This is a genomic window from Variovorax sp. P1_H2 (assembly GCF_056405295.1).
Window position 1 is genome coordinate 1 of record NZ_JBFUCJ010000025.1, and the last position, 21,583, is coordinate 21,583.

Annotated in this window: 18 protein-coding genes; 9 read left to right on the forward strand and 9 right to left on the reverse strand. The window is 69.3% G+C overall.

Annotated features, from left to right (window positions below; all coding sequences use genetic code 11):
- Nucleotides 1-115: 115 nt before the first annotated feature.
- From AC1D2E_RS11415 to AC1D2E_RS11430, 4 genes are all read right to left on the reverse strand, one after another.
- Nucleotides 116-742, reverse strand: coding sequence for a response regulator transcription factor (locus AC1D2E_RS11415; RefSeq protein WP_478173875.1), 627 nt, complete (start codon nucleotides 740-742; stop codon nucleotides 116-118).
- Between the two features lie 14 nt (nucleotides 743-756).
- Nucleotides 757-2,694: a two-component system sensor histidine kinase NtrB gene (locus tag AC1D2E_RS11420; protein WP_478197557.1), complete on the reverse strand. Its 1,938-nt coding sequence runs from the start codon at nucleotides 2,692-2,694 to the stop codon at nucleotides 757-759.
- Between the two features lie 113 nt (nucleotides 2,695-2,807).
- Nucleotides 2,808-3,623 (reverse strand): carbon-nitrogen hydrolase family protein, encoded by an 816-nt coding sequence (locus AC1D2E_RS11425; protein WP_478197512.1) that lies wholly within the window; start codon nucleotides 3,621-3,623, stop codon nucleotides 2,808-2,810.
- Nucleotides 3,624-3,647: 24 nt separating this feature from the next.
- Nucleotides 3,648-7,748: a YhdP family protein gene (locus AC1D2E_RS11430; RefSeq protein WP_478197513.1), complete on the reverse strand. Its 4,101-nt coding sequence runs from the start codon at nucleotides 7,746-7,748 to the stop codon at nucleotides 3,648-3,650.
- A gap of 25 nt (nucleotides 7,749-7,773) precedes the next feature.
- Here AC1D2E_RS11430 and glnE point away from each other — a divergent pair, with 25 nt between their 5' ends.
- On the forward strand, nucleotides 7,774-10,557 hold the full coding sequence (gene glnE, locus AC1D2E_RS11435; protein WP_478197514.1) for a bifunctional [glutamate--ammonia ligase]-adenylyl-L-tyrosine phosphorylase/[glutamate--ammonia-ligase] adenylyltransferase: 2,784 nt from the start codon (nucleotides 7,774-7,776) through the stop codon (nucleotides 10,555-10,557).
- A gap of 64 nt (nucleotides 10,558-10,621) precedes the next feature.
- Nucleotides 10,622-11,704 carry a septal ring lytic transglycosylase RlpA family protein gene (locus AC1D2E_RS11440; protein WP_478197515.1) on the forward strand — a complete coding sequence of 361 codons (1,083 nt, stop codon included), beginning with the start codon at nucleotides 10,622-10,624 and terminating at the stop codon, nucleotides 11,702-11,704.
- A gap of 16 nt (nucleotides 11,705-11,720) precedes the next feature.
- Here the strand turns inward: AC1D2E_RS11440 and AC1D2E_RS11445 are convergent, their stop codons facing one another.
- Entirely contained in the window at nucleotides 11,721-12,578 is an 858-nt protein-coding gene (locus tag AC1D2E_RS11445; protein WP_478171426.1) for a ferritin family protein, read from the reverse strand.
- 130 nt (nucleotides 12,579-12,708) lie between these two features.
- Here AC1D2E_RS11445 and AC1D2E_RS11450 point away from each other — a divergent pair, with 130 nt between their 5' ends.
- Complete coding sequence (locus tag AC1D2E_RS11450; protein ID WP_478197558.1) at nucleotides 12,709-13,341, forward strand: glutathione peroxidase; 633 nt, start codon at nucleotides 12,709-12,711, stop codon at nucleotides 13,339-13,341.
- Between the two features lie 369 nt (nucleotides 13,342-13,710).
- On the opposite strand, the gene AC1D2E_RS11455 is transcribed toward AC1D2E_RS11450, so the two are convergent.
- On the reverse strand, nucleotides 13,711-14,322 hold the full coding sequence (locus tag AC1D2E_RS11455; RefSeq protein ID WP_478171425.1) for a glutathione S-transferase N-terminal domain-containing protein: 612 nt from the start codon (nucleotides 14,320-14,322) through the stop codon (nucleotides 13,711-13,713).
- 122 nt (nucleotides 14,323-14,444) lie between these two features.
- Here AC1D2E_RS11455 and purB point away from each other — a divergent pair, with 122 nt between their 5' ends.
- On the forward strand, nucleotides 14,445-15,824 hold the full coding sequence (gene purB, locus AC1D2E_RS11460; RefSeq protein WP_478197516.1) for an adenylosuccinate lyase: 1,380 nt from the start codon (nucleotides 14,445-14,447) through the stop codon (nucleotides 15,822-15,824).
- A 22-nt stretch (nucleotides 15,825-15,846) separates the two neighbouring features.
- On the forward strand, nucleotides 15,847-16,407 hold the full coding sequence (locus AC1D2E_RS11465) for a YaeQ family protein (RefSeq protein WP_478171423.1): 561 nt from the start codon (nucleotides 15,847-15,849) through the stop codon (nucleotides 16,405-16,407).
- A gap of 233 nt (nucleotides 16,408-16,640) precedes the next feature.
- Here AC1D2E_RS11465 and AC1D2E_RS11470 read toward each other — a convergent pair whose 3' ends face one another.
- Nucleotides 16,641-16,940: a DUF2007 domain-containing protein gene (locus tag AC1D2E_RS11470; protein WP_478171422.1), complete on the reverse strand. Its 300-nt coding sequence runs from the start codon at nucleotides 16,938-16,940 to the stop codon at nucleotides 16,641-16,643.
- Between the two features lie 5 nt (nucleotides 16,941-16,945).
- The gene (locus AC1D2E_RS11475) at nucleotides 16,946-17,395 is read right to left on the reverse strand and encodes a DUF3717 domain-containing protein (protein ID WP_478197517.1); all 450 of its coding nucleotides are present in this window, start codon (nucleotides 17,393-17,395) and stop codon (nucleotides 16,946-16,948) included.
- Nucleotides 17,396-17,809: 414 nt separating this feature from the next.
- On the opposite strand from AC1D2E_RS11475, the gene AC1D2E_RS11480 reads away from it, so the two are divergent.
- The 3 genes from AC1D2E_RS11480 to AC1D2E_RS11490 are packed head-to-tail and all read left to right on the forward strand — an operon-like array spanning nucleotide 17,810 to nucleotide 19,430.
- Entirely contained in the window at nucleotides 17,810-18,547 is a 738-nt protein-coding gene (locus tag AC1D2E_RS11480) for a TerC family protein (RefSeq protein ID WP_478171420.1), read from the forward strand.
- A 52-nt stretch (nucleotides 18,548-18,599) separates the two neighbouring features.
- Entirely contained in the window at nucleotides 18,600-19,055 is a 456-nt protein-coding gene (locus tag AC1D2E_RS11485; protein ID WP_478197518.1) for a hypothetical protein, read from the forward strand.
- Between the two features lie 18 nt (nucleotides 19,056-19,073).
- Nucleotides 19,074-19,430, forward strand: a complete 357-nt coding sequence (locus AC1D2E_RS11490; protein ID WP_478197519.1) for a phage holin family protein — start codon at nucleotides 19,074-19,076, stop codon at nucleotides 19,428-19,430.
- Between the two features lie 35 nt (nucleotides 19,431-19,465).
- Here AC1D2E_RS11490 and AC1D2E_RS11495 read toward each other — a convergent pair whose 3' ends face one another.
- Nucleotides 19,466-20,956 carry a M48 family metalloprotease gene (locus tag AC1D2E_RS11495; protein WP_478197559.1) on the reverse strand — a complete coding sequence of 497 codons (1,491 nt, stop codon included), beginning with the start codon at nucleotides 20,954-20,956 and terminating at the stop codon, nucleotides 19,466-19,468.
- Nucleotides 20,957-21,099: 143 nt separating this feature from the next.
- Between AC1D2E_RS11495 and moaC the strand changes: the two genes are divergently transcribed.
- A complete protein-coding gene (moaC, locus tag AC1D2E_RS11500; RefSeq protein WP_478197520.1) occupies nucleotides 21,100-21,579 on the forward strand; it encodes a cyclic pyranopterin monophosphate synthase MoaC in 480 nt (159 codons plus the stop codon).
- The last annotated feature ends 4 nt before the right edge of the window (nucleotides 21,580-21,583 follow it).

The following is a 21,583-nucleotide window of genomic DNA, read 5'->3' on the forward strand; positions in this document are numbered from 1 at the left end:
AGCCCGCCCACCCCCTGCCGGGGGCAACACCAGCGGCCCGGCAAAGCCGGTTCCGCGGTGTTCTGGCATTCGTGCTCGCCGGTATCAGGAGCCGCTTTCGTCCTCGACGCAGACATCAGACCCCGCGCAGCAGGTTGGCCAGTTCGACGGCCGACTTCACTTCCATCTTCTCGAACACGCGCGCGCGGTGGACCTCCACCGTGCGCACGCTGATCGCCAGCTGATCGGCGATCAGCTTGTTCGGCAGCCCCTCGACCACGCAGCGCATCACGTCGCGCTCGCGCTCGGTCAGCTCGTCGATGCGGCGCTTGAGCAGCTGGCGCGTGCGCCGGGCCTCGATGGCGCGCAGCGACGCGCCGAGCGCATGCTCGATGCGGTCGACCAGGGCGTTGTCCGAGAAAGGCTTCTCGCAGAAATCGAAGGCGCCGCGCTTGACCGCATCGACCGCGGTCGGCACATCGGCATGGCCGGTCAGGAAGATCACCGGCAGCGTGTCGAGCAGGCCGCGTTCGGCCAGCCGGTCGAACAGCACCAGACCGCTGGTGCCAGGCATGCGGACGTCGAGCAGCAGGCAATGCGGATGGTCCGTCAGCGGCTGCTCGGCCAGGCGGGCCTCGAAGGCTTCGGCGCTGGCGAAATGCTCGCTCACCAGCCGGCGCGACCGCAGCAGCCAGGCCAGCGCCTCGCGCACGCTGGCGTCGTCGTCGACGATGAAGATCAGTGAATCGATCAAGGGTTGCATGAGGTGAGTGAATGTCAGGGAGCGGTCGCCAGCGTGAAACGGAAGATGGTGCCGCGCGGCCGATGCGGCTCGTGCATCAGCACGCCGCCGTGCTGCTCGACCACCGTGCGGCACAGGCTCAGGCCGAGGCCCATGCCGTCGGGCCTTGTCGTGAAGAAGGGCGTGAAGAGGCACGACGCCACCTCGTCGCTGATGCCGCAGCCGACATCGGCGACCGAGAACTCGAGCCAGCGGCGCGCATCCGGCCCCGGGCTGCCGCTGGCGCGCACCACCCGCAACCGCAGCACGCGTTCGATCAGGTCGGGCATGTCCATCGCCTGCATGCCGTTGCGCGCCAGGTTCAGCAGCACCTGCTCGACCAGCGTGCGGTCGCAGACCACCGCCGGCAGGTGATCCTCGAACGCGAGCTCGACGCGCACGCCCAGCTTGCGGGCCTGCAGCCGCACCAGCGGCAGCACCGCGTCGACCAGCGCCTGGGGCGTCACCGAYTCGCGCGTCCGGTCGCGCCGGCGCACGAAGTCGTGCACGCTGCGGATCACCTGGCCGGCGCGATCGGCCTGCTCGGCGATGCGGCGCACCGCCATCGCGACTTCCTGGTGTTCGCCGGCGCGCGGCAGGCCCTCGGCGTTCAGCAGGTTGAGCGAGCCGCTGGCATAGCTGGCGATCGCCGCCAGCGGCTGCGTCAACTCATGGCTCAGCAGCGAGGCCATCTCGCCGACGGTGGCCAGCCGGGCGCTGGCCTGCAGCCGCTCCTGGCTGGCGCGCGACAGCTCCTCGATGCGGCGCTGCTCGCTGATGTCGATGAAGGCGCTCATCCAGCCGGTCTGGGAACCTTGTGCGTTGATCAACGGCGCCTCGAAGATCAGCACCGGGAAACGGCTGCCGTCCTTGCGCATGAAGACCGACTCGAAACCTTCGCGCGGCGGCGTCGCGCCCGCCAGGCGCACCGCCTGCCGGCGCTGGTACTCGTGCGCCAGCTCGGTCGGCCAGTAGGGAGCCTCGACGTCGCTGTGCATCAGCTCCTCGGCGCTGAAGCCCACCATCTCGCAGAAGGCCGGATTGACATAGGTGATCCGGCCCTTCAGGTCGCGTGCGCGCAGGCCCGTGATCACCGAGTCCTCCATCGCCTTGCGGAAGGCCAGCGCATCGGCCAGATCGCGCTCGGCCCGCAGCCGCCGCCGCGTATCGCGCGCCAGCAGCACCAGCACCGACACCAGCGCGATCGAGATGCCCGTGACCAGCGCGGTCAGCATGTTGGGGAACAGGTCGGGCACGGCGCGCCAGCCATCGATGCGCAGCATCAGCGTGACGCCCGGCAGGTCGATCAGCTGCTGCGCGGTGAAGACCCGCGTGCCGATGCGCCGCGGCGCGCCGATCGCCACCAGTCGGGTGCCGTCGGCCTCGGTGAAGGCGACCTCCTGGCCGCGGCTCAGCATCGGCGCCAGCAGTTCGGTCAGCGTGTCGCGCAGCGAGAAGGCGGCCACCAGGTAGCCGCCGCCCTCGATCGGCACGCACAGTTCGAGCACCTCGAGGCCGCTGCCCTGCACCGCGGGCACATAGTGGCTCGGCGAATAGGCCGGCGAGCCCAGCTTGCGCGCGGTCGCGCAGGCCAGTTCGATGTCGATCTGGTCGGGGCCCCGTTCGTTGTCGCCGAAGACCCGCCGGCGGTAGGGCGTATCGACCGCGCCGAGTGTTCGCAGCGCCGGGTCGCGCCACTCGAGGCGCAGCCATTCCCGATGGTCCCGCAACAGGCTCGCGGCGCGGTTCTCCCACTGCTCGCGGTCGATGCCGCCGGCCTTCGAGGCACGCAAGGTCTGCACGTTGCGCTGCAGGCCGTCGCGCAGGTCGGCTACCGCATCGGCGGCGTCGCGGTCGAGCACGATCTGGGTCTGCTCGACCTCGTGCCGCCCGGCCAGCCAGACCACCGTGACCAGCAGCGCCAGCACCAGCATGGCCAGCAGCACCCAGAGGAACCAGCGGCGCCAGACCGAGCGCAGGAAGCGCAGCCGCGCGAAGGCCGGGCGCAGGACGCGGGCAACGGGGAGCGGAGGCGCGGACACCGGTTTCAGATCACGCTGTGGGACAGCGCAGGCAGTTGGGCGCGCGCGGCTTCGAGCCGGGCGACATCGATGTCGAACAACACCACGGCCTCGCCCTCGGCATGCTGGGCCGCGACCGAGCCCCAGGGGTCGACCACCATCGACTGGCCCCAGGTCTGGCGCCCGTTCTCGTGGGTGCCGCCTTGCGCCGGCGCGACCACCCAGGCCAGGTTCTCGATCGCCCGCGCGCGCAGCAGCACCTCCCAATGGGCGGCGCCGGTGGTGCGCGTGAAGGCGCTGGGCACCAGCAGCAGCTCGGCGCCCAGGCGGGACAGTGCACGGTAGAGCTCCGGAAAGCGCAGGTCGTAGCAAACGCTCATGCCGATGCGCCAGGCATGGCCGTCGCGCGAGGGCAGGTCGAAGCAGACGGGTTGCGTGCCCGGCGCGATCACGCGGCGCTCGTCGTAGCGCTCGCGGCCGTTGTCGAAGTAGAACAAGTGGATCTTGTCGTAGCGCGCGACGCAGGCGCCATCGGGCCCGTAGACCAGCGAGCTGTTGAAGACATGCTGGTCGTCGTCGGTCTCGATCGGCAGCGTGCCGCCGACGATCCAGAGTCCGAACTCGCGCGCCGCATCGGCCAGGAAGCTCTGCACCGTGCCGGCGCCGGCGGTCTCGCGCATTGCCAGCTTGTCGGTGTCGCGCCGGCCCATCATGCAGAAGTATTCGGGCAGCACCACGAGTTCGGCGCCCGCGGCCGCGGCCTCGGCCAGCAGGTCGTGGGCGCGTGCCAGATTGGCCTCGCGGGCGATGGCCGACACCATCTGGATGGCTGCAACTTTCATGGCGGCGTCTCCTTCTTGCTTGTTCTATCGAGGGACCGACGACGTGGCCGGCGCGCCCAGGGCTTCGGGGGGCGAGCGCCGCGGCACGCGGGTGATCTTGGGGTCGGCCCAGGTGCCGTCGATCTGGAACTCCTGGGTGGCGGCGGCGATCAGCGGCCGGCTGAGCACCATCTGTGCCAGGAAGGTCCCGAGCCCGATCGCCGGATTGATCGCGGTCGCCACCAGGGCGGCCGTGCCGGCGCTGATCTCCGGCACCACCACCACGCGGATGCTCTGGGTCTCGCGGGCGATGTCGGCCGAGCCGTCCATCAGCACGGCGGCGTTGACGCCCTTCATCTGCAGGTTGTTGGTGGTGGCCACGCCTTTGACGATCTTGGCATCGCCGCGCAGGAAGTCGAAGGCGAAGCCGGCGCTGAAGATGTCGCGGAAGTCGAGTGTGAGGCGCCGCGGCAGGGCCTGCAGGCTCAGCACGCCGAGCAGCTTGGCGATGCCCGGGTCGGCCTTCAGGAACTGCCCCGATTCGACGTCGATCTGCAGTTTGCCGCCCAGGCTGGGGTAGTCGATCGAGAACGGCGAGCCGGTCCAGTTCATCTCGCCCTCGAGCCGGCCGCGGCCGCGCAGCACCACGTCCTTCATGCCGAAGCGGTTGAGCAGGGCGCCGGCATCCGCGATGTCGAGCTTGAAATCCATCGTGGTGCGCCGCTGCTCGCGTCCGGCGGCGCCACCGGGTGGCGCCGCCCAGCTGCCCTGGGCATTGAAGGTCGCATCCGGATTGCCGAGGGTCAGCTTGTTGAGCCGCCATTCGCGCCCGGCCCCGCCGCGATTGACGGCGTCGATCTCGGCCCGTCCGAGCCGGCGGCCCAGCAGCTCGAAGTCGTCGACCACGATGTCGAGTGCCGGCAGGGTGCTCGGCTGCTCGTCCAGCAGCGACTCGACCGCGGTCGAGTCGCTGGGGGCGATCTTGAGACGGGCCAGGCGCGCGTAGAGGCGCCCGGCCTGCGCATGGCGGTATTCGGCATAGCCGCTCAATTCCACGGCGTCGACGTTGGCGCGCCAGAGCTGGCCGTCGCGCGTGCCGCCGAGCACCACGTCGTGCAGCGTGCGGCCGCCGAAGACCAGTTCCTGCGCGCGCAACGCGATGACCGTCGGCAGGTAGGCCAGCGCATCGTCGCCGCTCTCGACGTTGGCCACCGCTTCGGGCGCCTTGCCGGTGGCGGCGCTGAACAGCGACTGCCAGGCGCCCAGGTCGAGCCGCGCGAAGCGCATGTTGGCGAACACGCCGCGCTCCTGCAGCGGCGCGGCCTCGCTGGACTCCAGCCCGATGCCGATGGCACCGCGCAGCACCCGTGCCTCGCGGCCCGAGATGTCGCGCACATAGCTGGCCATCCCGACCTTGCCGAGCTCGACCGAGATCTGGTCGTGGACCAGCGGCGCGGCGCCGGTACCGCGGGCTTCGCGCAGCACCACCTTCTTCTCGACCCGCAGCGCCATCGGATCCTCTGCCGCCTTGGCCATCGGGGCCGGCAACTGCAGCCCCAGGCCCTGCAGGCTGCTGGTGAGCAGGAACTCGGGGACGCCTTCGCGCACCGAGAAGCTGGCCGCATAGGGCGTGCTGCCGGTCGCGTTCTTCGCCAGCCGGGCCAGCCAGTCGACCTCGCGCGCCGCGCGCAGGCCGTCGGCGCTCGCGGTGCCCTGGACCCGGATGTCCAGCGCCTGCTTGCCGTTGAAGCGGCCGCTGCCTTCGATGCGCATCGCCCCGCCGAGCCCGCGGGCCTGCACGCCGGCCAGTGCGAACCCGTTCTCGGTGAAAGTCAAGGTGCMGCGCGCCTGGCTCAGGGCCGGCGCGGCGGCCGCCAGCTGCAGATCGTTGTCGGCCAGCACGATGCTGGCCTGCACCTTGGTCTTGTCCATCGCCTCCAGAGGCAGTTCGAGCCGCAGCTTGTAGTCGGCATTGCCGGTCGCGCGCATCTCCGCCAGCGTGCCGCCGACCTCGCCGGCCAGCGGCCCGCCGGCCCGCAGCAGTTCGCCGAGCGGGCCCTTGGCCTGCGCATCGACCTTGAGCAGCGGCGCATGGTGCGACATGTCGGCGATCTGCGCCTCGGCCCGGGTGACTTCGATCCCCTGGGCGCCGGCGATCCGGCCGCGGGCATTGCGCACCAGCATGCCGGCGCGCTCGAACACCAGTTCACCCGACAGGCCCGTGAGCGCCGGCCAGTCGGTGGTCGAGCCCGGGGTCGGCGGCACATAGGCATAGCTGACGTCGGCGACCTTCGCGGCGATGCGGAAATCGCCGTGCTTCGGGTCCATGAAGGGCATGTCCCAGAGGTCGCCCCGGACCTTGAAGTCGACCGAGCTGGCAGTGCCCTTGGTGACCGCGTCGCGCACGTAGTCGCGCGTGTGCTTGGGGATGTGGAGCGGCAGGTAGCGCCAGACGCGGGTGCCGTCGGCACGCGTCAGCCGGCCCTGCAGGTCGAGAATGCCGGGATAGCGCTCGGCGCCGCGCGAGACCGCGGGGTCGCTGGTGCGCCAGCTGGCCTGGGCCTCGCCCTCGGCATCGGCATTCGCGAAACGCAGGTTCGAGACCTGCACTTGCATCGCACCGCGATCGAGCTTCCATTGCAGCTGCGTCGACAGCCGCTCGATCGGCACCACCGGCTCCTCGAACACGCCGGGCAGGTCGAGCGCGCCGTTGGCGATCGACAGGGTGGCACTGCCGCCGGCCTGGCTGGCATCGAAGTCGACCGTGGCGCCGCGCACGCCGGGCCTTCCGGCCGGCTCGTGCGGCGGCGGCGGCGCGGTCGCACCCGCAGGCACCGGCGCAGGGGCCACCGCCTCGCCGGGCCGCGACGCGACGCTGAATGCGCTCATGCGCCCTTTCACCTGGTAGCTCTGAGGCTGGTCCGCCGCGCCTTGCCAGCTGGCCTCGATGCGTTCGACCAGGCCGCGCGGCTGCAAGGCCTCGATCTGCTCGCGGGTCGCATCGCCCAGCGGCAGCCGGTCGGCGATCAGCGCCAGTGCCGCGAGGTCGAGCCGGTCGGCACGCAAGGCGCTGCGTTCGACGGTCCGGCCCTTGGCCTCCGAGTGCTGGAACCACAGATTGCCGCCGGGCCAGCGCATGTTGTCGGCGGTATCGAACTGCAGCCGGCTGGTGGCGAACTCCAGCGTGCCGTCGCCGCGCCTGCCGGTCAGGCGTCCGGTCACGTCGCGCAGCACCAGCGGCTCGAGCGCCTTGCCCAGCGAAGCGTCGATGCGGGTCAGCGCCAGGTCGGCCGCGCCGCCCGTGAATTCGCCGTCGTTGACGTCGGCCCAGATGCGCAGGCCGCCGGCGGCTTCGCGGATCCGGCCATCGAGGTCGACATAGCGGCCGAGCCGCGTGACATCGATATAAGGCAGGTCGGCGTAGACCTGTCCGTCCCAGGTGCGCCAGTTGCCGCTGCGCACCGACAGCAGCGGCTGGCGGAACTGGCCGCGCAGCGTGATGCGCTCGCCCCAGCCGGCCGGCGGCGTGGCGTCCAGGCGCATGGCGTGGCTGCGGGCCCCGTTGCGGGCCACGAACTGCACCTCGGTCAGCAGCAGCGGCGCCGTCTTGCGCTGTTCGTCGGTCCAGCGCACGGTGCCGCCCTGCACCACCACCTCGCGCTGGGCGAAGAACCAGTCGGCGCCGTCGCCGCCGCCGCTGGTGTCGCTCGACATGTCGAGCCCGGCGATATGGAGCTTGCCGAGCGCATCGCGCCGGACCTCGACCTGCGGCCGCTCGATGTAGAGCTGCTCGAAGCTCAGGTTCCAGAGCGAGCGCGGCGACACGCTGGCCACCACCCGCTCGAGCCGCAACGCCTCCTGGCTGCGCTTGTCCATCAGCACCAGATCGCGCAGCTCGACCGTGGGAAAGAAGCCGCCCGAGCGAGCGCTGATCGAACCGATGCGAACGGGAACGCCGATGGCCCGCGTGGCCTGCGCCTCCAGCGCGCCACGGTAGTTACCGATTCGCGGCACAATCCAGAGATGTAGGACAACGACTGACAGCGCAAGCAGGAGCCATGCACCGATCAGCAAACCCAACAACCAGCGCGCCGTCGCAGCGGTGATCTTGAGCAGACGTGAAGGGGAAGACGTCGTGTCGTTCATTGAGGATCGCGCTGTGTCAGGAATTATGACCGCCAGCTCCCAGCCGGGTTCCACCGCCGCCGATGCCGCCGTGCTTCGGTCGCCGCCATCATCCGATTCGCCGCCCTTGTCGGCATCTTCCCGCTTCGTTCAGCGATTGCGCCGCCGCTATGCCGGCGAGCTGTCGCTGCTGCCGCCGGGCGAACCCCTGCGCCCCCACATGGCAGAGGCCTATCGGGCCCTGCGCGGTCGCGGCGACAACGCCGCCGACGCGCTGCGCATCGTGCGCCAAATGGTGATGGAGCGGCTGGTCACGCTCGACTGCGACCGGCAGGCGCCGCTGGCGGTGGTCACGACCGCGGTCACCGAGCTGGCCGAATTCGCGCTCGACGTCGCCTGCCGCGAGGCCTGCGCCGAGCTCGACGAGGCCCACGGCGCGCCGCTCGCGGCCGACGGCCAGCGGGCCCAGCTGTGGGTGGTCGGCATGGGCAAGCTCGGCGCCCGCGAGCTCAACGTCTCGAGCGACATCGACCTGATCTACCTCTACGACCAGGACGGCGAGACCGCCGGCAATGCCGAGGGCCGCGCGCAGCTGTCCAACCACGAGTACTTCGGACGCGCGGTCAAGCGGATCTACGCGCTGGTCGGCGACACCACCGAGCACGGCTTCGTGTTCCGGGTCGACCTGGCGTTGCGGCCCAACGGGAATTCCGGGCCGAGCGTGGTCTCGCTCGACGCCCTCGAAGAGTATTTCCAGGTCCAGGGCCGCGAATGGGAGCGCTTCGCCTGGCTCAAGAGCCGCGTGGTGGCGCCCACGGCGGTGGTGGCCGACGGCTCGGCGCAGGCGCTGCGCGGCGTGGTGCTGCCCTTCGTCTTCCGCCGCTACCTCGACTACAGCGTGTTCGACTCGCTGCGCACGCTGCACCGGCAGATCCGCGAGCAGGCGGCGCGCCGCAGCGCCGGCCGGCCCGAGCGCGCCAACGACGTCAAGCTGTCGCGCGGCGGCATCCGCGAGATCGAGTTCACCGTGCAGTTGCTGCAGGTGGTGCGCGGCGGCCGGTTCCCCGAACTGCGGACCCGGCCCACGCTCGATGCGCTGCAGCGCCTGGCACGCGCCGGCCTGATGCCGCAGGAGACCGCCGATGCGCTCGCCGCCGCCTACGAGTTCCTGCGCCGGGTCGAGCACCGCATCCAGTACCTGGACGACCAGCAGACCCACGTGCTGCCGGTCAACGACGACGACCTGCGCTGGATCGCGCGCACGCTCGGCTACGCCGATTGCTGCGCCTTCCTGGCCCAGCTCGACACCCACCGCGAATTCGTCGCCCAGGAGTTCGACACGCTGCTGGGCGGCAAGAAGCCGTGCTCCGGCTGCAAGGGCGGCGCGCCGGCCGTGGCGCCGGTCGACCTGAGCGACCTGATCGAGACGCTGCCCGCGCCCTTCGCCGAGCGCATCGAGGCCTGGACCCAGAACCCGCGGATGCTGGCGCTGCGCGACGACACCCGAGCCCGGCTGCGCCAGCTGGTGCAGCGTACCGGCCAATGGCTGCGCGAACCCGACAGCGACGCCCAGGGCCAGATCAGCCACCATGTCGACGCCGCGCTGCGCTGGGCCGACTGGATCGAGCCGCTCTTGCGGCGCGACAGCTACATCGCGCTGCTGGTCGAGCGGCCCGCCGTGCAGGAGCGGCTGCTGCGCCTGCTCGGCTCGGCCAAGTGGCCGGCGCGATACCTGCTGCAGCATCCCGGCGTGATCGACGAATTGGCCAGCAACGCGATGCTGTCGGGGCGCTTCGTCGCGGCCGAGTTCGAGCGCGAGCTCGAAGACCGCCATCGCTCGCTGACCCAGACCGGCGAGGCCGACGAGGAGCGCCTGCTGAACCTGCTGCGCCACGCCCACCATGCGGAGCTGTTCCGCACCCTGGCGCGCGACGTCGACGGCCGCATCACGGTCGAGCAGGTGGCCGACGACCTGAGCGCCCTGGCCGAGGCTGTGCTGCGCGCGACCGCGCGCTGGTGCTGGCCGCAGGTTCGGAATCCGCACCGCGAGCAGCCGCGCTTCGCGATCATCGGCTACGGCAAGCTCGGCGGCAAGGAGCTGGGCTACGGCAGCGACCTCGACATCGTGTTCGTCTACGACGACGAGGACGAGCGCGCCGGCGAGGTCTATGCGGCCTATGTGCGCAAGCTGATCAACTGGCTCACGGTCAAGACCCGCGAAGGCGACCTGTTCGAGATCGACACAGCGCTGCGTCCCAATGGCAACTCGGGCCTGCTCACTACCAGCTTCGAGGCCTACGAGAAATACCAGCTCGGCCGCGGCAGCAACACCGCCTGGACCTGGGAGCACCAGGCCATGACGCGCGCGCGCTTCGTGCTGGGCGCGCCGGCGCTCGGCGAGCGCTTCGACCGCATCCGCGAGGCCGTGATCACGGCGCCGCGCGACCGCGAGGCCCTCAAGGCCGAGATCGTCGCGATGCGCGAGAAGGTGCGCGCCGCGCGCCCGGTCAAGCCCGAGCGCTTCGATGTCAAGCACAGCCCCGGCGGCATGGTCGATGCCGAGTTCGCAGTGCAGTTCCTGGTGCTGTCCGAAGCCAAGGCGCATCCCGAACTGGTGCCCAACGTCGGCAACATCGCGCTGCTGCAGCGGGCCGAGGCCGCTGGCCTGCTGCCCGCGGGGGTTGGCCAGGCCGCCGCGTCGGCCTACCGCGAGTTGCGCCGCGTGCAGCACCGGGCCCGGCTCAACGAGKAACCGACCCAGGTGCCGATGGACGCGCTGGTGGCCGAGCGCGAGGCCATGCTGGCCCTGTGGAAGGCCGTATTTGGCTGAACTTGGCCCCCACGCTCCCCCACTGCGTGTGGGTCGCTGCCCCCCGAGGGGGCCGCAGGCCGCCTTGGGGCGGCCCGGCGTCGGCCTGGTCCACGTGATGGCGTCGCGGGTCGCCTTCGGGATCGCGACGGCGACGCTGATCCTTCTGGCGGGCTGCGCCAGCGGGCCGCGCGGCGGACGCGACGGTGCCGCGGCCAGTCCGCCCTCCGGCCTGAGCCAGGTGCCCGACGCCGAACCCCGCGTCGAGCCGATCCGCGGCAGCGGCGGCACCAGCAAGCCGTATGTGGCGCTCGGTCGGTCGTACACGCCCATCGTCGACGACCGGCCGTTTCGCGAAAGCGGGCTCGCCTCGTGGTACGGCACCAAGTTCCACGCCCAGTCGACCGCCAGCGGCGAGCCCTACGACATGTACGCGATGACGGCGGCGCACAAGACGCTGCCGCTGCCGAGCTATGTGCGGGTGCGCAATCCGGCCAACGGGCGCGAGGTGATCGTGCGGGTCAACGACCGCGGCCCGTTCCACGACGACCGGGTGATCGACCTGAGCTACACCGCCGCGCTCAAGCTCGATCTGCTGCGCGGCGTCGCGCCGGTCGAGATCGAGCGCATCACCAACGAGGACATCCGCACCGGCGCCTGGCGGCGCGGCGATGCGCCGGTGCTGGCGCAGCAGCAGGCGATACCGGGCCCGGTCACCGTCGCCTCCGCGGCGGCGATGGCACCCGTAGCGTCCGCGGAAAGCGTCGCGGTGCCTGCCGCGCTGACCGCGCCGGTAGTGGCCACGTCGCGCTACGACGCCATGGAGATCACGGCACTGCCGCCGATGGCGCCGCTCGCCGCGCCGCCGGCCGCAGCACCGGCCCAGATGCAGGATGCGCCGCCGGCTCCGCGTGCGTCCGCCGCCGGACCTGGACCTGGTTACTGGGTGCAACTCGGCGCCTTCAGCCAGCGCGACGGCGCGCTGCGCTTCCTGCAGCGGGTGGCGCGCGAAATGCCGCCGCTGGCGGGCAGCCTCAACGTCTTCAGCGAAAGCGGAACCCACCGCCTGCAAGCCGGGCCCTTCGCATCGCGTGACCTGGCGCGCGACACGGCCGAACAGGTCCGCAATGGATTGCAGTTGGCCCCGGTGATCGTCGAGCGGCGCTGAAAGCGCCGCGACGGGATCAGGCGCCCTGGTATTCGGGCTTCGGGCCGAGCGAGGCGGCCAGTTCCTTGCGGTAGCGGTTGAGCTCCTGCACCGTCTTGAAGCTGCGGTTCATCAGCAGGCTCAGGTTGTGCAGGATCCGCTCGCCGACCTTGCTTTCCCAGACGGCATCGAACTTGATCTGCTTGTCGAGCCAATGCTCGAGCCAGTCGGGATCGGGCACGCGGCTCTGGATCGTGTCGTTCGGGAACAGCGCCTTGTTGACGTGCAGGTTGGTCGGATGCAGCGCCTGCGCGGTGCGGCGCGCGCTGGCCATCAGCACGCCGACCTTGGTGAAGGCCGAACGCGCCTCGTCACCGAACTTCTCCATGGCGCGCTTCATGTAGCGCAGGTAGGCGCCACCGTGGCGCGCCTCGTCCTGGCTCAGCGTGGTGTAGATGTGCTTGATGACCGGCTCGGTATGCCATTCGGCCGCACGGCGATACCAGTGGTTCAGGCGGATCTCGCCGCAAAAATGCAGCATCAGGGTCTCGAGCGGCGGGGCCGGGTCGAAATCGAAGCGCACGTCGTGCAGTTCCTGCTCGGTCGGTGCATGCTGCGGGCTGAAGCGCTTCAGGTATTCCATCAGCACCAGCGAATGCTTCTGCTCCTCGAAGAACCAGATCGACATGAAGGCCGAGAAGTCGCTGTCATGGCGGTTGTCGCGCAGGAACATCTCGGTGGCCGGCAGTGCCGCCCATTCCGTGATCGCGTTCATCTTGATGGTCTGGGCCTGTTCTTCGGTGAGCAGGGTTGCGTCGAAAGACTGCCAAGGAATATCCTTGTCCATGTCCCAGCGGACAGATTCGAGTTGTCTGAAGAGTTCCGGATAAAGCATCAATGTCTTTCTTAAGCCGCCGGATTTTAGTCGGCCGGATCGGCGAGCACGTGACAGGCGCGCGACGATGCAAATCCGCGCGGCCCGGACGCGGCGAATTCGAGCTCCTTTTTCACTCGGGAAGACCCCCATGCGAATACCCTTCGGAACCCTAATGCCATTGTTCCCGGCCATGGCGCTGGCGTTCTGCCTGCTCCCGTCCGAGGCCAGCGCCCAGGCCGCAGCCGCTGCCTCATCCGGCTGCCCGGCCATCCTGCAGCACACCTTCCCACGGCTCCAGGATGAAAAGCCCCAGTCCTTGTGCCAGTACGCGGGCAAGGTCGTGCTGGTGGTCAATACCGCCAGCTTCTGCGGCTTCACGCCCCAGTACAAGGGCCTCGAGGCGCTCGACGGCAAATACCGCGCCCGAGGGCTCGTGGTGCTCGGCTTTCCGTCGAACGATTTCGCCCAGGAGGCCGGCTCGAACAAGGAGATCGCCGAATTCTGCGAAAACACCTTCGGCGTCAAATTTCCGATGTTCGCGAAATCCTCGGTTCGCGGGCCCGACGCCAGCCCGCTTTTCAAGCAACTGGCCCAGCGCTCCGGGACCACCCCGAAATGGAACTTCTACAAGTACCTGATCGGCCGCGACGGCAAGGTGGTGGACGCCTACTCGAGCATGACGGCACCGGACGACCGCGCGTTCGTGCGGGAGATCGAGAAGCAGTTGGACGCCGCACCGCTGGCGGCGGCGAAACCCACTTCTGCAGCACTCTCGAACTAGTCACAAACGCTTACCTATCGCCAGGAACCGGCTCGCCAACCTGCGCTCATACCGTTTCCGGGCACGAAGGGTCCGGTCGGTTTTCATGTTGCGAGGTCTTCCTGGCGCCTGCCGCCAGGTTGAAATCCCGAGGCGATTCTTCTCCTCCTCCCTCCCTCCCTCCTTCGCGTCGGGGCGCCTCGTAACATCTTTATCTCGCCCCCAGGTTGCCCGGCACTGCGTGTCCGGGCGCCCACCCCCTGCCGGGGGCAACACCAGCGGCCCGGCGAAGCCGGTTCCGCGGTGTTTCACCAACGGGCCTGGCTACGCCGGCCTCGAGAAGCAAAAAGCCCCGCGTGCGGGGCTTTTTCAATTGGCGACGGGTTTGGCTCAGGGTTTCGTTTCGGCGAAGCTGGGGCGGAGCATCAGCTTGTCGTAGAGGCGGACCAGGTTGGAGCGGTCGGCGCGCCAGTCGATCTCGGGGAAGCGGTAGTCGAGCCAGCCCAGCACGCAGCCGACGGCGATGTCGGACAGGCTCAGGTGAATGCCGCTGCAGAAGGGCTTGTCGGCCAGGCCCTTGGCCATCGCCGCGATGCCGGCATTGATCTTGCCGCGCTGGCGGTCCATCCAGGCCTGGCTGCGCTCGCTGTCGGCGCGGTGCACCCAGGTGGCCTCCATGCGCAGCAGCAGGCCGGCGTCCATCACGCCATCGGCCAGCGCCTCCCAGGTCTTGACCTCCGCGCGCTCGCGGCTCTGCTGCGGGATCAGCTTGCCGACCGGCGACAGGGTGTCGAGGTATTCGACGATCACGCGCGAATCGAACATCGCCTCGCTGCCGTCCATGATCAGGCAAGGCACCTTGCCAAGCGGGTTGGAACTGGAAATCGTGGTGTCGGCAGACCAGACGTCTTCGATCACGAACTGGTAATCGAGCCGCTTCTCGGCCATGACCACGCGCACCTTGCGCACGTACGGGCTGGCAGCGGATCCGATCAGTTTCATGCAGTCACTCCCCCATCTGGGTCATCGTTGTAGCGCTTTGATTCTAGGGGAATGCGAGTCACGGAATATTGCGCCGATGGCGGCGAAATTGCTTCGGCCGTGGCGCAACCTAAAATTGGCCCATGAGTTTCTCCACCGTCTCCGCCCTTTCCCCCCTCGACGGCCGTTATGCGGCCAAGCTCTCGGCGCTGCGTCCGCTGATGAGCGAACAGGGCTACATGCACCGGCGCGTGCAGGTCGAGGTGGCGTGGTTCATCGCCCTCTCGGACTGCGGCTTCGCCGAATTCAAGCCGCTCACGGGCGGGGCCCGCAAATACCTGCTCGGCCTGGTCTCCAATTTCTCGGAGGCCGACGCCGTCGCGATCAAGCAGATCGAGAAGACCACCAACCACGATGTGAAAGCGGTCGAGTACTGGATCAAGTCGAAGTTCGAGGCCCGTCCGGAACTGCTGGCCGCCTCCGAGTTCGTCCATTTCGCCTGCACCAGCGAGGACATCAACAACACCAGCCACGCGCTGCAGATCCAGGCCGCGCGCGAAAAAGTCATGCTGCCGGCCATCGATGGCCTGATCGCCACCCTGCGCGACATGGCCCACAAGTTCGCCGGCGTGTCGATGCTCTCGCGCACCCATGGCCAGACCGCGAGCCCGACCACGGTCGGCAAGGAACTCGCGAACGTCGCGGTGCGCCTGGCCAAGGCGCGCGAGCAGATCGCCGGCGTGCAGCTGCTGGGCAAGATGAACGGCGCCGTCGGCAACTACAACGCCCACATGGCGGCGTGGCCCGAATTCGACTGGGAGGCCTTCAGCCGCAAGGTGGTCGAGACGCCCGCGCCGCTCGGCCTGGGCCTGAGCTTCCAGCCCTACAGCATCCAGATCGAGCCGCACGACTACATGGCCGAACTGTTCGATGCCGTGGCACGCGCCAACACCATCCTGCTCGACTTCTCGCGCGACATCTGGGGCTACGTCAGCCTGGGCTATTTCAAGCAGCGGCTCAAGCCGGGCGAGATCGGCTCCTCGACCATGCCACACAAGGTCAATCCGATCGATTTCGAGAATGCCGAGGGCAACCTGGGCCTGGCCAACGCGGTGCTGCGCCACCTGAGCGAGAAGCTGCCGATCAGCCGCTGGCAGCGCGACCTGACCGACAGCACCGTGCTGCGCAATATCGGTGTCGCCTTCGGCTACGCCACCCTGGCCTACGCCAGCCTGGCGACCGGGATGGGCAAGCTCGAACTCAACGAGGAAGCGCTGGCCGACGACCTCGACGCCGCGTGGGAAGTACTGGCCGAGCCGATCCAGACCGTGATGCGGCGTTTCGGCGTCCAGGGCGCCTACGAGCAGCTGAAGGAAGTCACGCGCGGCAAGACCGTGACCGCCGAGGCGCTGCAAGGGCTGATCCGCTCGCTGGATATCCCCGAGGCCGAGAAAGAGCGCCTGCTGGCCATGACGCCGGCCAGCTACATCGGCAAGGCAGCCGAACTGGCCCGGCGGGCATGAACGCCCCCACGCGGCGGATCTGATGGCGCTCAAATCGACCATCTTCAAGGCCAGTCTCGCGGTCGCCGACATCGACCACAACTACTACGCCGACCACGCGCTGACCCTGGCGCGCCACCCCAGCGAGACCGACGAGCGGATGATGATCCGGCTGGTCGCGCTGGCCCTCAACGCCCACAAGCTGCAGGACGTGTGCAACGGCGACGGCACGCTGGCCTTCGGTGCCGGCCTGTCGAATCCGGACGAGCCCGATGTCTGGCTGCGTGATTTCACCGGCCAGGTGAAGCTCTGGATCGAGGTCGGCCAGCCGGAGGACAAGCCGGTGATCAAGGCCTGCGGCAAGGCCGACGAGGTGATCGTCTACTGCTTCAACCACGCCGCCGAGATCTGGTGGCGCGGCATCGAGAACAAGCTGACCCGGCCGCAGAACCTCAGCGTGTTCAGGGTTCCGACGGCGGCCTCGCAGTCGCTGGCGGCGCTGGCGCAACGCTCGATGCAGCTGCAGGCCACGATCCAGGAAGGCACGCTGATGCTGGGCGACGGCAAGCACAGCATCGACATCGAGCCGGTCAGGCTGCGGTAGGCCGGCGCCCCCTCGGGGGCAGCAAGTACACGCAGTGACGGCACGTGGGGGCCGGCCAGGCCGGCGCCGGGCCGCCCCAAGGCGGCCCGCGGCCCCCTCGGGGGGCAGCGACCACACGAAGTGAGGGAGCGTGGGGGCCAGCCAGGCCGGCGCCGGGCCGCCCCAAGGCGGCCTGCGGCCCCCTCGGGGGGCAGCGACCACACGAAGTGAGGGAGCGTGGGGGCCAGCCACCCCTACGGCATCATCGCGCCGCAGCGCCAGCACTGCTCGAACCCGCCCTCCACCAGCTCCCCGCAGCTGCATTCCCAGCGGCGCTGGGGGCGATGGCGCAGGTCATGCAGCAGCCGCTCGGCGAGCGCGAACTGGGCCTCGTTCTCGATCCAGATCTCCGGCAGGCACTGGTCGGGCGGCAGCTGGCCGGCCGCGGCCCCGAGGTACTCGCGCTGCACCGAGGCGCCGATGCCGTCGTCGCGCAGCATCTGCACCCACAGCGTCGCGATCGCGAGGTTCGGAGCTTGGGCCAGGCGCCGCATCGCATTCAGCCGGCCGGATCGGGCAGTGCGTCCTCCGGCCGGACCTGGCCGGCCTCGCGCGCGCGCTCGGCATACTTGTTGAAGCGCCAGGCGCTGTCCTGCATCGTGATGCGGCGCCAGGTCGAGCGCTTCTCGGCCGGCGTCATCGCGGGCCAAAGCTGCACCTCGTCGAAACTGCGCCCGCAGCCCTTGCACTCGTCGTCGCCCTGGCTGGTGGAGCAGATGGCGATGCAGGGCGTGTCGGGCGTGCTCTGGTACCAGGCCAGCCAGGCGGCCCAGGCCGCGGCGGGAAAGCCGACCTCGTCGACCTCGTCCTCGTGGTGGAACACCATCAGCGCGTAGACCTCGGCCAGCGCCCGCAGCTCGGGGGCCAGCGTGATGCCATCGGGCGAAGGCTTCCGGTCGCGCCAGAAGTTGATGGCGGCCTCGATGTCGGTGATGTGAATGGCGGCCATGGGGGACGAAAAAAAGCGAGCGCGCATCATAGTCCGAGCAATGTCCCGCACCCGTTGAAGGAATTGACTGCTATTGAATCGATAGCAGCAACGCCTTAATTCACGGGGAATCCAAGATCTTTCTCTTTAAGAAGCTGGACGATTCCGGTTGCAACACCCCGCCCTCGATGCTCTAATTCCGTCCACGAAGGGGAGTAGCTCCCACTCGCTCTCGAGAGAGTGGGTTCGCCAGGTCGTCAATACGAAGCCAAACACTTCCGGCCTGTCGGGCAGCCGTGTGCTGTCATGCAAGACCTTCGATATAAGCCCTCGCGGGTTTGATCGAAGCGTTGCAATCCCCCGAGACTCCGTTCTCTCATCAACGCCTCATCCGATCCACGCGAGCGGGAGTGAAACGAAAACAGAGAGAACTTCATGGAGCTATTCCTAACCCCCGAATTCTGGGTCGCCGTCGGCCAGATCATCATGATCGACATCCTGCTGGGTGGCGACAACGCGGTCGTGATCGCGCTGGCCTGCCGCAAGCTGCCGCCGGCCCAGCGCACCAAGGGCATCCTGTGGGGCACCGCCGGCGCCATCGTGCTGCGCGTGGTCCTGATCTTCTTCGCGCTGACGCTGCTGGCGATTCCGTTCCTGAAACTGGCCGGCGCCATCCTGCTGCTGTGGATCGGCGTCAAGCTGCTGGCCCCCGAGCATGACGATGCGCACGGCAACATCGCGGCCAGCGACAAGCTCTGGGCCGCGGTCAAGACCGTCATCGTGGCCGACCTGGTGATGAGCGTCGACAACGTGATCGCGATCGCGGGCGCCGCGCAGGGCGCCGGCGAAGGCCACCAGATGCCGCTCGTGATCTTCGGCCTGCTGGTCAGCATCCCGATCATCGTCTGGGGCAGCCAGCTGGTCATCAAGCTGATGGACCGCTTCCCGCTGATCATCACGCTGGGCGGCATGCTGCTGGGCTGGATCGCCGGCACCATGGCGGTGTCCGATCCGTCGGTGGCCAACCCGGCCGCCTGGACCTGGGTACCCAAGCTGCCGCAGAGYGACGTGGTGCGCTACGCAGCGGGCGTCATTGGCGCGGTCCTGGTGCTGGTGATCGGCAGATGGGTGGCGTCGCGCCGTCCGAAGTCCGCCGACACGGTCACCGCCTGACCCCTTCGATCCGTCGATGTCTCTGCCACTCCAACCAACCCAAGGAGCAATCATGGAAAAGGTCATTCTGTACGTGGACGACGCGGCCTACGCGCGCGAGTTTCTCGCCCGGGCGCCGGCCGACGCCGGCGTGCGCCAGTGGGTGCTGGTGGCTTGCGCACCGCGCATGACCCGCCACATCAGCAAGTGGGTCAGCCACAGCGCGCGCGAGAACTGGCGTGCCAAGTGGTTCGCCAAGGTGCAGGAGCAGCTGCTGCCCCTGCTGGCGGTCGGCGATGCGCAAGTGACGCCGGTGCTGGCCAAGGGGCCGCTGACCGAGCTGACGCAGCGCCTGAAGCTGGAGCATGGGGCCGCGCGGGTGGTCGATGCCCGCCGGCCGAAGGTCGGCGTCGACCTCGAACCCGTGGCCCCCGACGTGCCGCCGGCCGGCCATTCGGGATGGGCGCTGCCCGGCGCGGTGATCGGCATGGGCGCGCTGCTGGTGCTCGCCAACGAGCTGTCCGAGTAATCTGGCGGCACGCGCCGGATGCGACTTCTGTTCAAGTGGCTGCTCAGCGCGTTCGCGCTGTTGGCGGTGGCCTATCTCTACAGCGGCGTCCAGGTCACCACCTACGCCTCGGCGCTGCTGGCAGCCGCCGTGATCGGCCTGCTCAACATGTTCGTGCGGCCGGTGCTGGTGGTGCTGACCCTGCCGGTCACCATCGTCACGCTGGGCCTGTTCCTGTTCGTGATCAACGCCCTGCTCTTCTGGGCCGCCTCCGGGCTGCTGTCGGGCTTCCACGTCGACAGCTTCCTCGCCGCGCTGCTCGGCTCGCTGATCTATTCGCTGCTCGGCGTGCTGATCGAGTCGGCGCTCGGCGGGCTGTTCTCGAGGCCTCGCTGAGGGGCGGCCCGGCGCCGGTCTGAACGCCTCCCCTTCTACCGCTGCTGCTGCCTGGCCTCGGCGGCCTGCTCCCTGACGAGCGCGTCGATGGCACGGGCGCGGGTGTCGATGATCGATGCCTCGTAGTGGTCGATCGGCACCGAGCCGGGCTTGCGGATCAGGTCCTGCGCGGCCTTGAAGCGGTCGCGGGCCGCCATGAAGTCGAGGATGGCGACGTTGGCCTCGGCATCGGCGCGGATGGCGCTGACCGGCTCGTTGTTGGCGCCGTACAGGTTGCCGAGCGTGCGCCAGGCGGTGGCATCGCGCGGATGGGTGGCGACCCAATCGCGCAGCGTCGGAATCATCGGCGCCGGGCTGCGGCTGGCGACTGCGGCCTGCGCCGACAGCAGCATCTCGGGACGATCCTTGGCCTTCGGGTTGAGCAGGGCCGCCGCGGCCGGTGCCGCACCGGCCGCCAGTTCGATCTCGGCCGACAGCAGCCGGGCCAGCCGCGCCGAAGGTGGATCGCCCGCGGTGCGCGCGATCAGCTGCTGGACCAGCGCGCGGGCCGCCTTGAAATCACGCAGCTCGATGGCCGACAGCGCCGCCGCATAGAGCATGCCCGCCTGCTGCGCCGGCGAACTGCGCGCGAACTCGCTGCCACCGGGCGCATCGGCCCATTGGCGCAGCACGTCGACGCCGGGACGGGTGAGCACCCGCGCGCGGGCGGTGATCATCGCGTGGTCCGTCACCAGCGGCAGCGTCGCCGCAGTGCCGGGCTTGAACTGGAAGCGGCCCTGCATGTCGGCGATCCGCTCGCTGTTGAGCGGGTGGCTGCGCAGGTAGGGGTAGGAGCCGTTGTCGTTGAGCCGCGCGGCGTACTGCAGCTTTTCGAACATCGCCGCCGCGCCCTGCGGCGCGAAGCCGGCCTGGGTCATCACGCCGAAGCCGACGCGGTCGGCCTCGCGCTCCATGTCGCGCGAGAAGCTCAGCTGGTTCTGCATGAACATCGCCTGGCCGCCCATGATCATCGCCTGGCCGGCATCGCTGCTGCGGCTCTTGCTGGCGGCGATCACGCCGAGCACCATCGCGGCCAGCATCAGCGGCATCTGCTGGCTCTGCTTGGTCATGATGCGCGCGATGTGGCGCTGCGTGACGTGGGACAACTCGTGGCCGAGCACGGTGGCCAGTTCGTCCCGGCTGCCRACCACCGCCACCAGCCCCAGGTTGAGCCCGAGGTAGCCGCCGGGCAGCGCGAAGGCATTGATGTTGCGGTCGCGGCCCAGCAGGACGGTCCAGGCGAAGCGCTCGTCGAGTTCGGGCGTGAGCTCGCCGCGCAGCCGCGCCGCCGCCAGCAGGCGCTGCCAGATGCCCTGCACGTACTCGGCCAGCACCGGGTCGTCGATGTAGTCCGGGTCGCGGTAGAGCTCGCGGGCGATCTGGTCGCCCAGGTGCCGCTCGGCGCTGGCGGTCATCTCGCCGCCGTCGCCCATGCCGGGCAGCAATTGGGCCTGCGCGCGGAAAGGCAGCGCGATCTGTGCGGCCATCAGCAGCCCGGCGCACAGGCCGCGCAGCAGGCGTGCGCCGCGCCGCGGCGCGGGGGAAAGGGGTCGGTCGATGGCAGTCAAGCGTGGAATTCCTGTCCAAGGCTCGGCCCCGTATGATGCTTCACTCCACGGAACGTTCACAAATGAGCTCACTCACCCATTTCGATGCCCAGGGCCAGGCGCACATGGTCGACGTGGCCGCCAAGCCGGCGACCCACCGGGTGGCGGTGGCGACCGGCCGGATCGAGATGCAGGCCTCGACCCTGGCCCTGATCGAGTCCGGCAACGCCAAGAAGGGCGACGTGCTGGGCGTCGCCCGCATCGCCGGCATCCAGGCGGCCAAGAAGACCAGCGACCTGATCCCGCTGTGCCACCCGCTGGCGCTGACGCGCGTGGCGGTGGCTTTCGCGCTGGCCGATGGCGGCATGCCGCAGGTGGCCTGCACCGCAACAGTCGAGACCGTCGGGCCGACCGGGGTCGAGATGGAAGCCCTGACCGCCGTCCAGGTGGCATTGCTCACGATCTACGACATGTGCAAGGCGGTGGATCGGGGAATGCGCATCACCGACGTCCACGTGCTGGAGAAGCACGGGGGGAAGTCGGGGAGCTGGGTGGCCCGCTAGCGTA

Coding starts and splice junctions, on each gene's coding strand:
- AC1D2E_RS11470 (WP_478171422.1), bottom strand. CDS start 16,940: ATGCGGCGCCTGGCCCAAGCTCCGAACCTCGCGATCGCGACGCTGTGG.
- AC1D2E_RS11425 (WP_478197512.1), bottom strand. CDS start 3,623: ATGAAAGTTGCAGCCATCCAGATGGTGTCGGCCATCGCCCGCGAGGCC.
- AC1D2E_RS11455 (WP_478171425.1), bottom strand. CDS start 14,322: ATGAAACTGATCGGATCCGCTGCCAGCCCGTACGTGCGCAAGGTGCGC.
- AC1D2E_RS11485 (WP_478197518.1), top strand. CDS start 18,600: ATGGAAAAGGTCATTCTGTACGTGGACGACGCGGCCTACGCGCGCGAG.
- purB (WP_478197516.1), top strand. CDS start 14,445: ATGAGTTTCTCCACCGTCTCCGCCCTTTCCCCCCTCGACGGCCGTTAT.
- AC1D2E_RS11445 (WP_478171426.1), bottom strand. CDS start 12,578: ATGCTTTATCCGGAACTCTTCAGACAACTCGAATCTGTCCGCTGGGAC.
- AC1D2E_RS11490 (WP_478197519.1), top strand. CDS start 19,074: ATGCGACTTCTGTTCAAGTGGCTGCTCAGCGCGTTCGCGCTGTTGGCG.
- AC1D2E_RS11465 (WP_478171423.1), top strand. CDS start 15,847: ATGGCGCTCAAATCGACCATCTTCAAGGCCAGTCTCGCGGTCGCCGAC.
- AC1D2E_RS11475 (WP_478197517.1), bottom strand. CDS start 17,395: ATGGCCGCCATTCACATCACCGACATCGAGGCCGCCATCAACTTCTGG.
- AC1D2E_RS11415 (WP_478173875.1), bottom strand. CDS start 742: ATGCAACCCTTGATCGATTCACTGATCTTCATCGTCGACGACGACGCC.
- AC1D2E_RS11450 (WP_478197558.1), top strand. CDS start 12,709: ATGCGAATACCCTTCGGAACCCTAATGCCATTGTTCCCGGCCATGGCG.
- moaC (WP_478197520.1), top strand. CDS start 21,100: ATGAGCTCACTCACCCATTTCGATGCCCAGGGCCAGGCGCACATGGTC.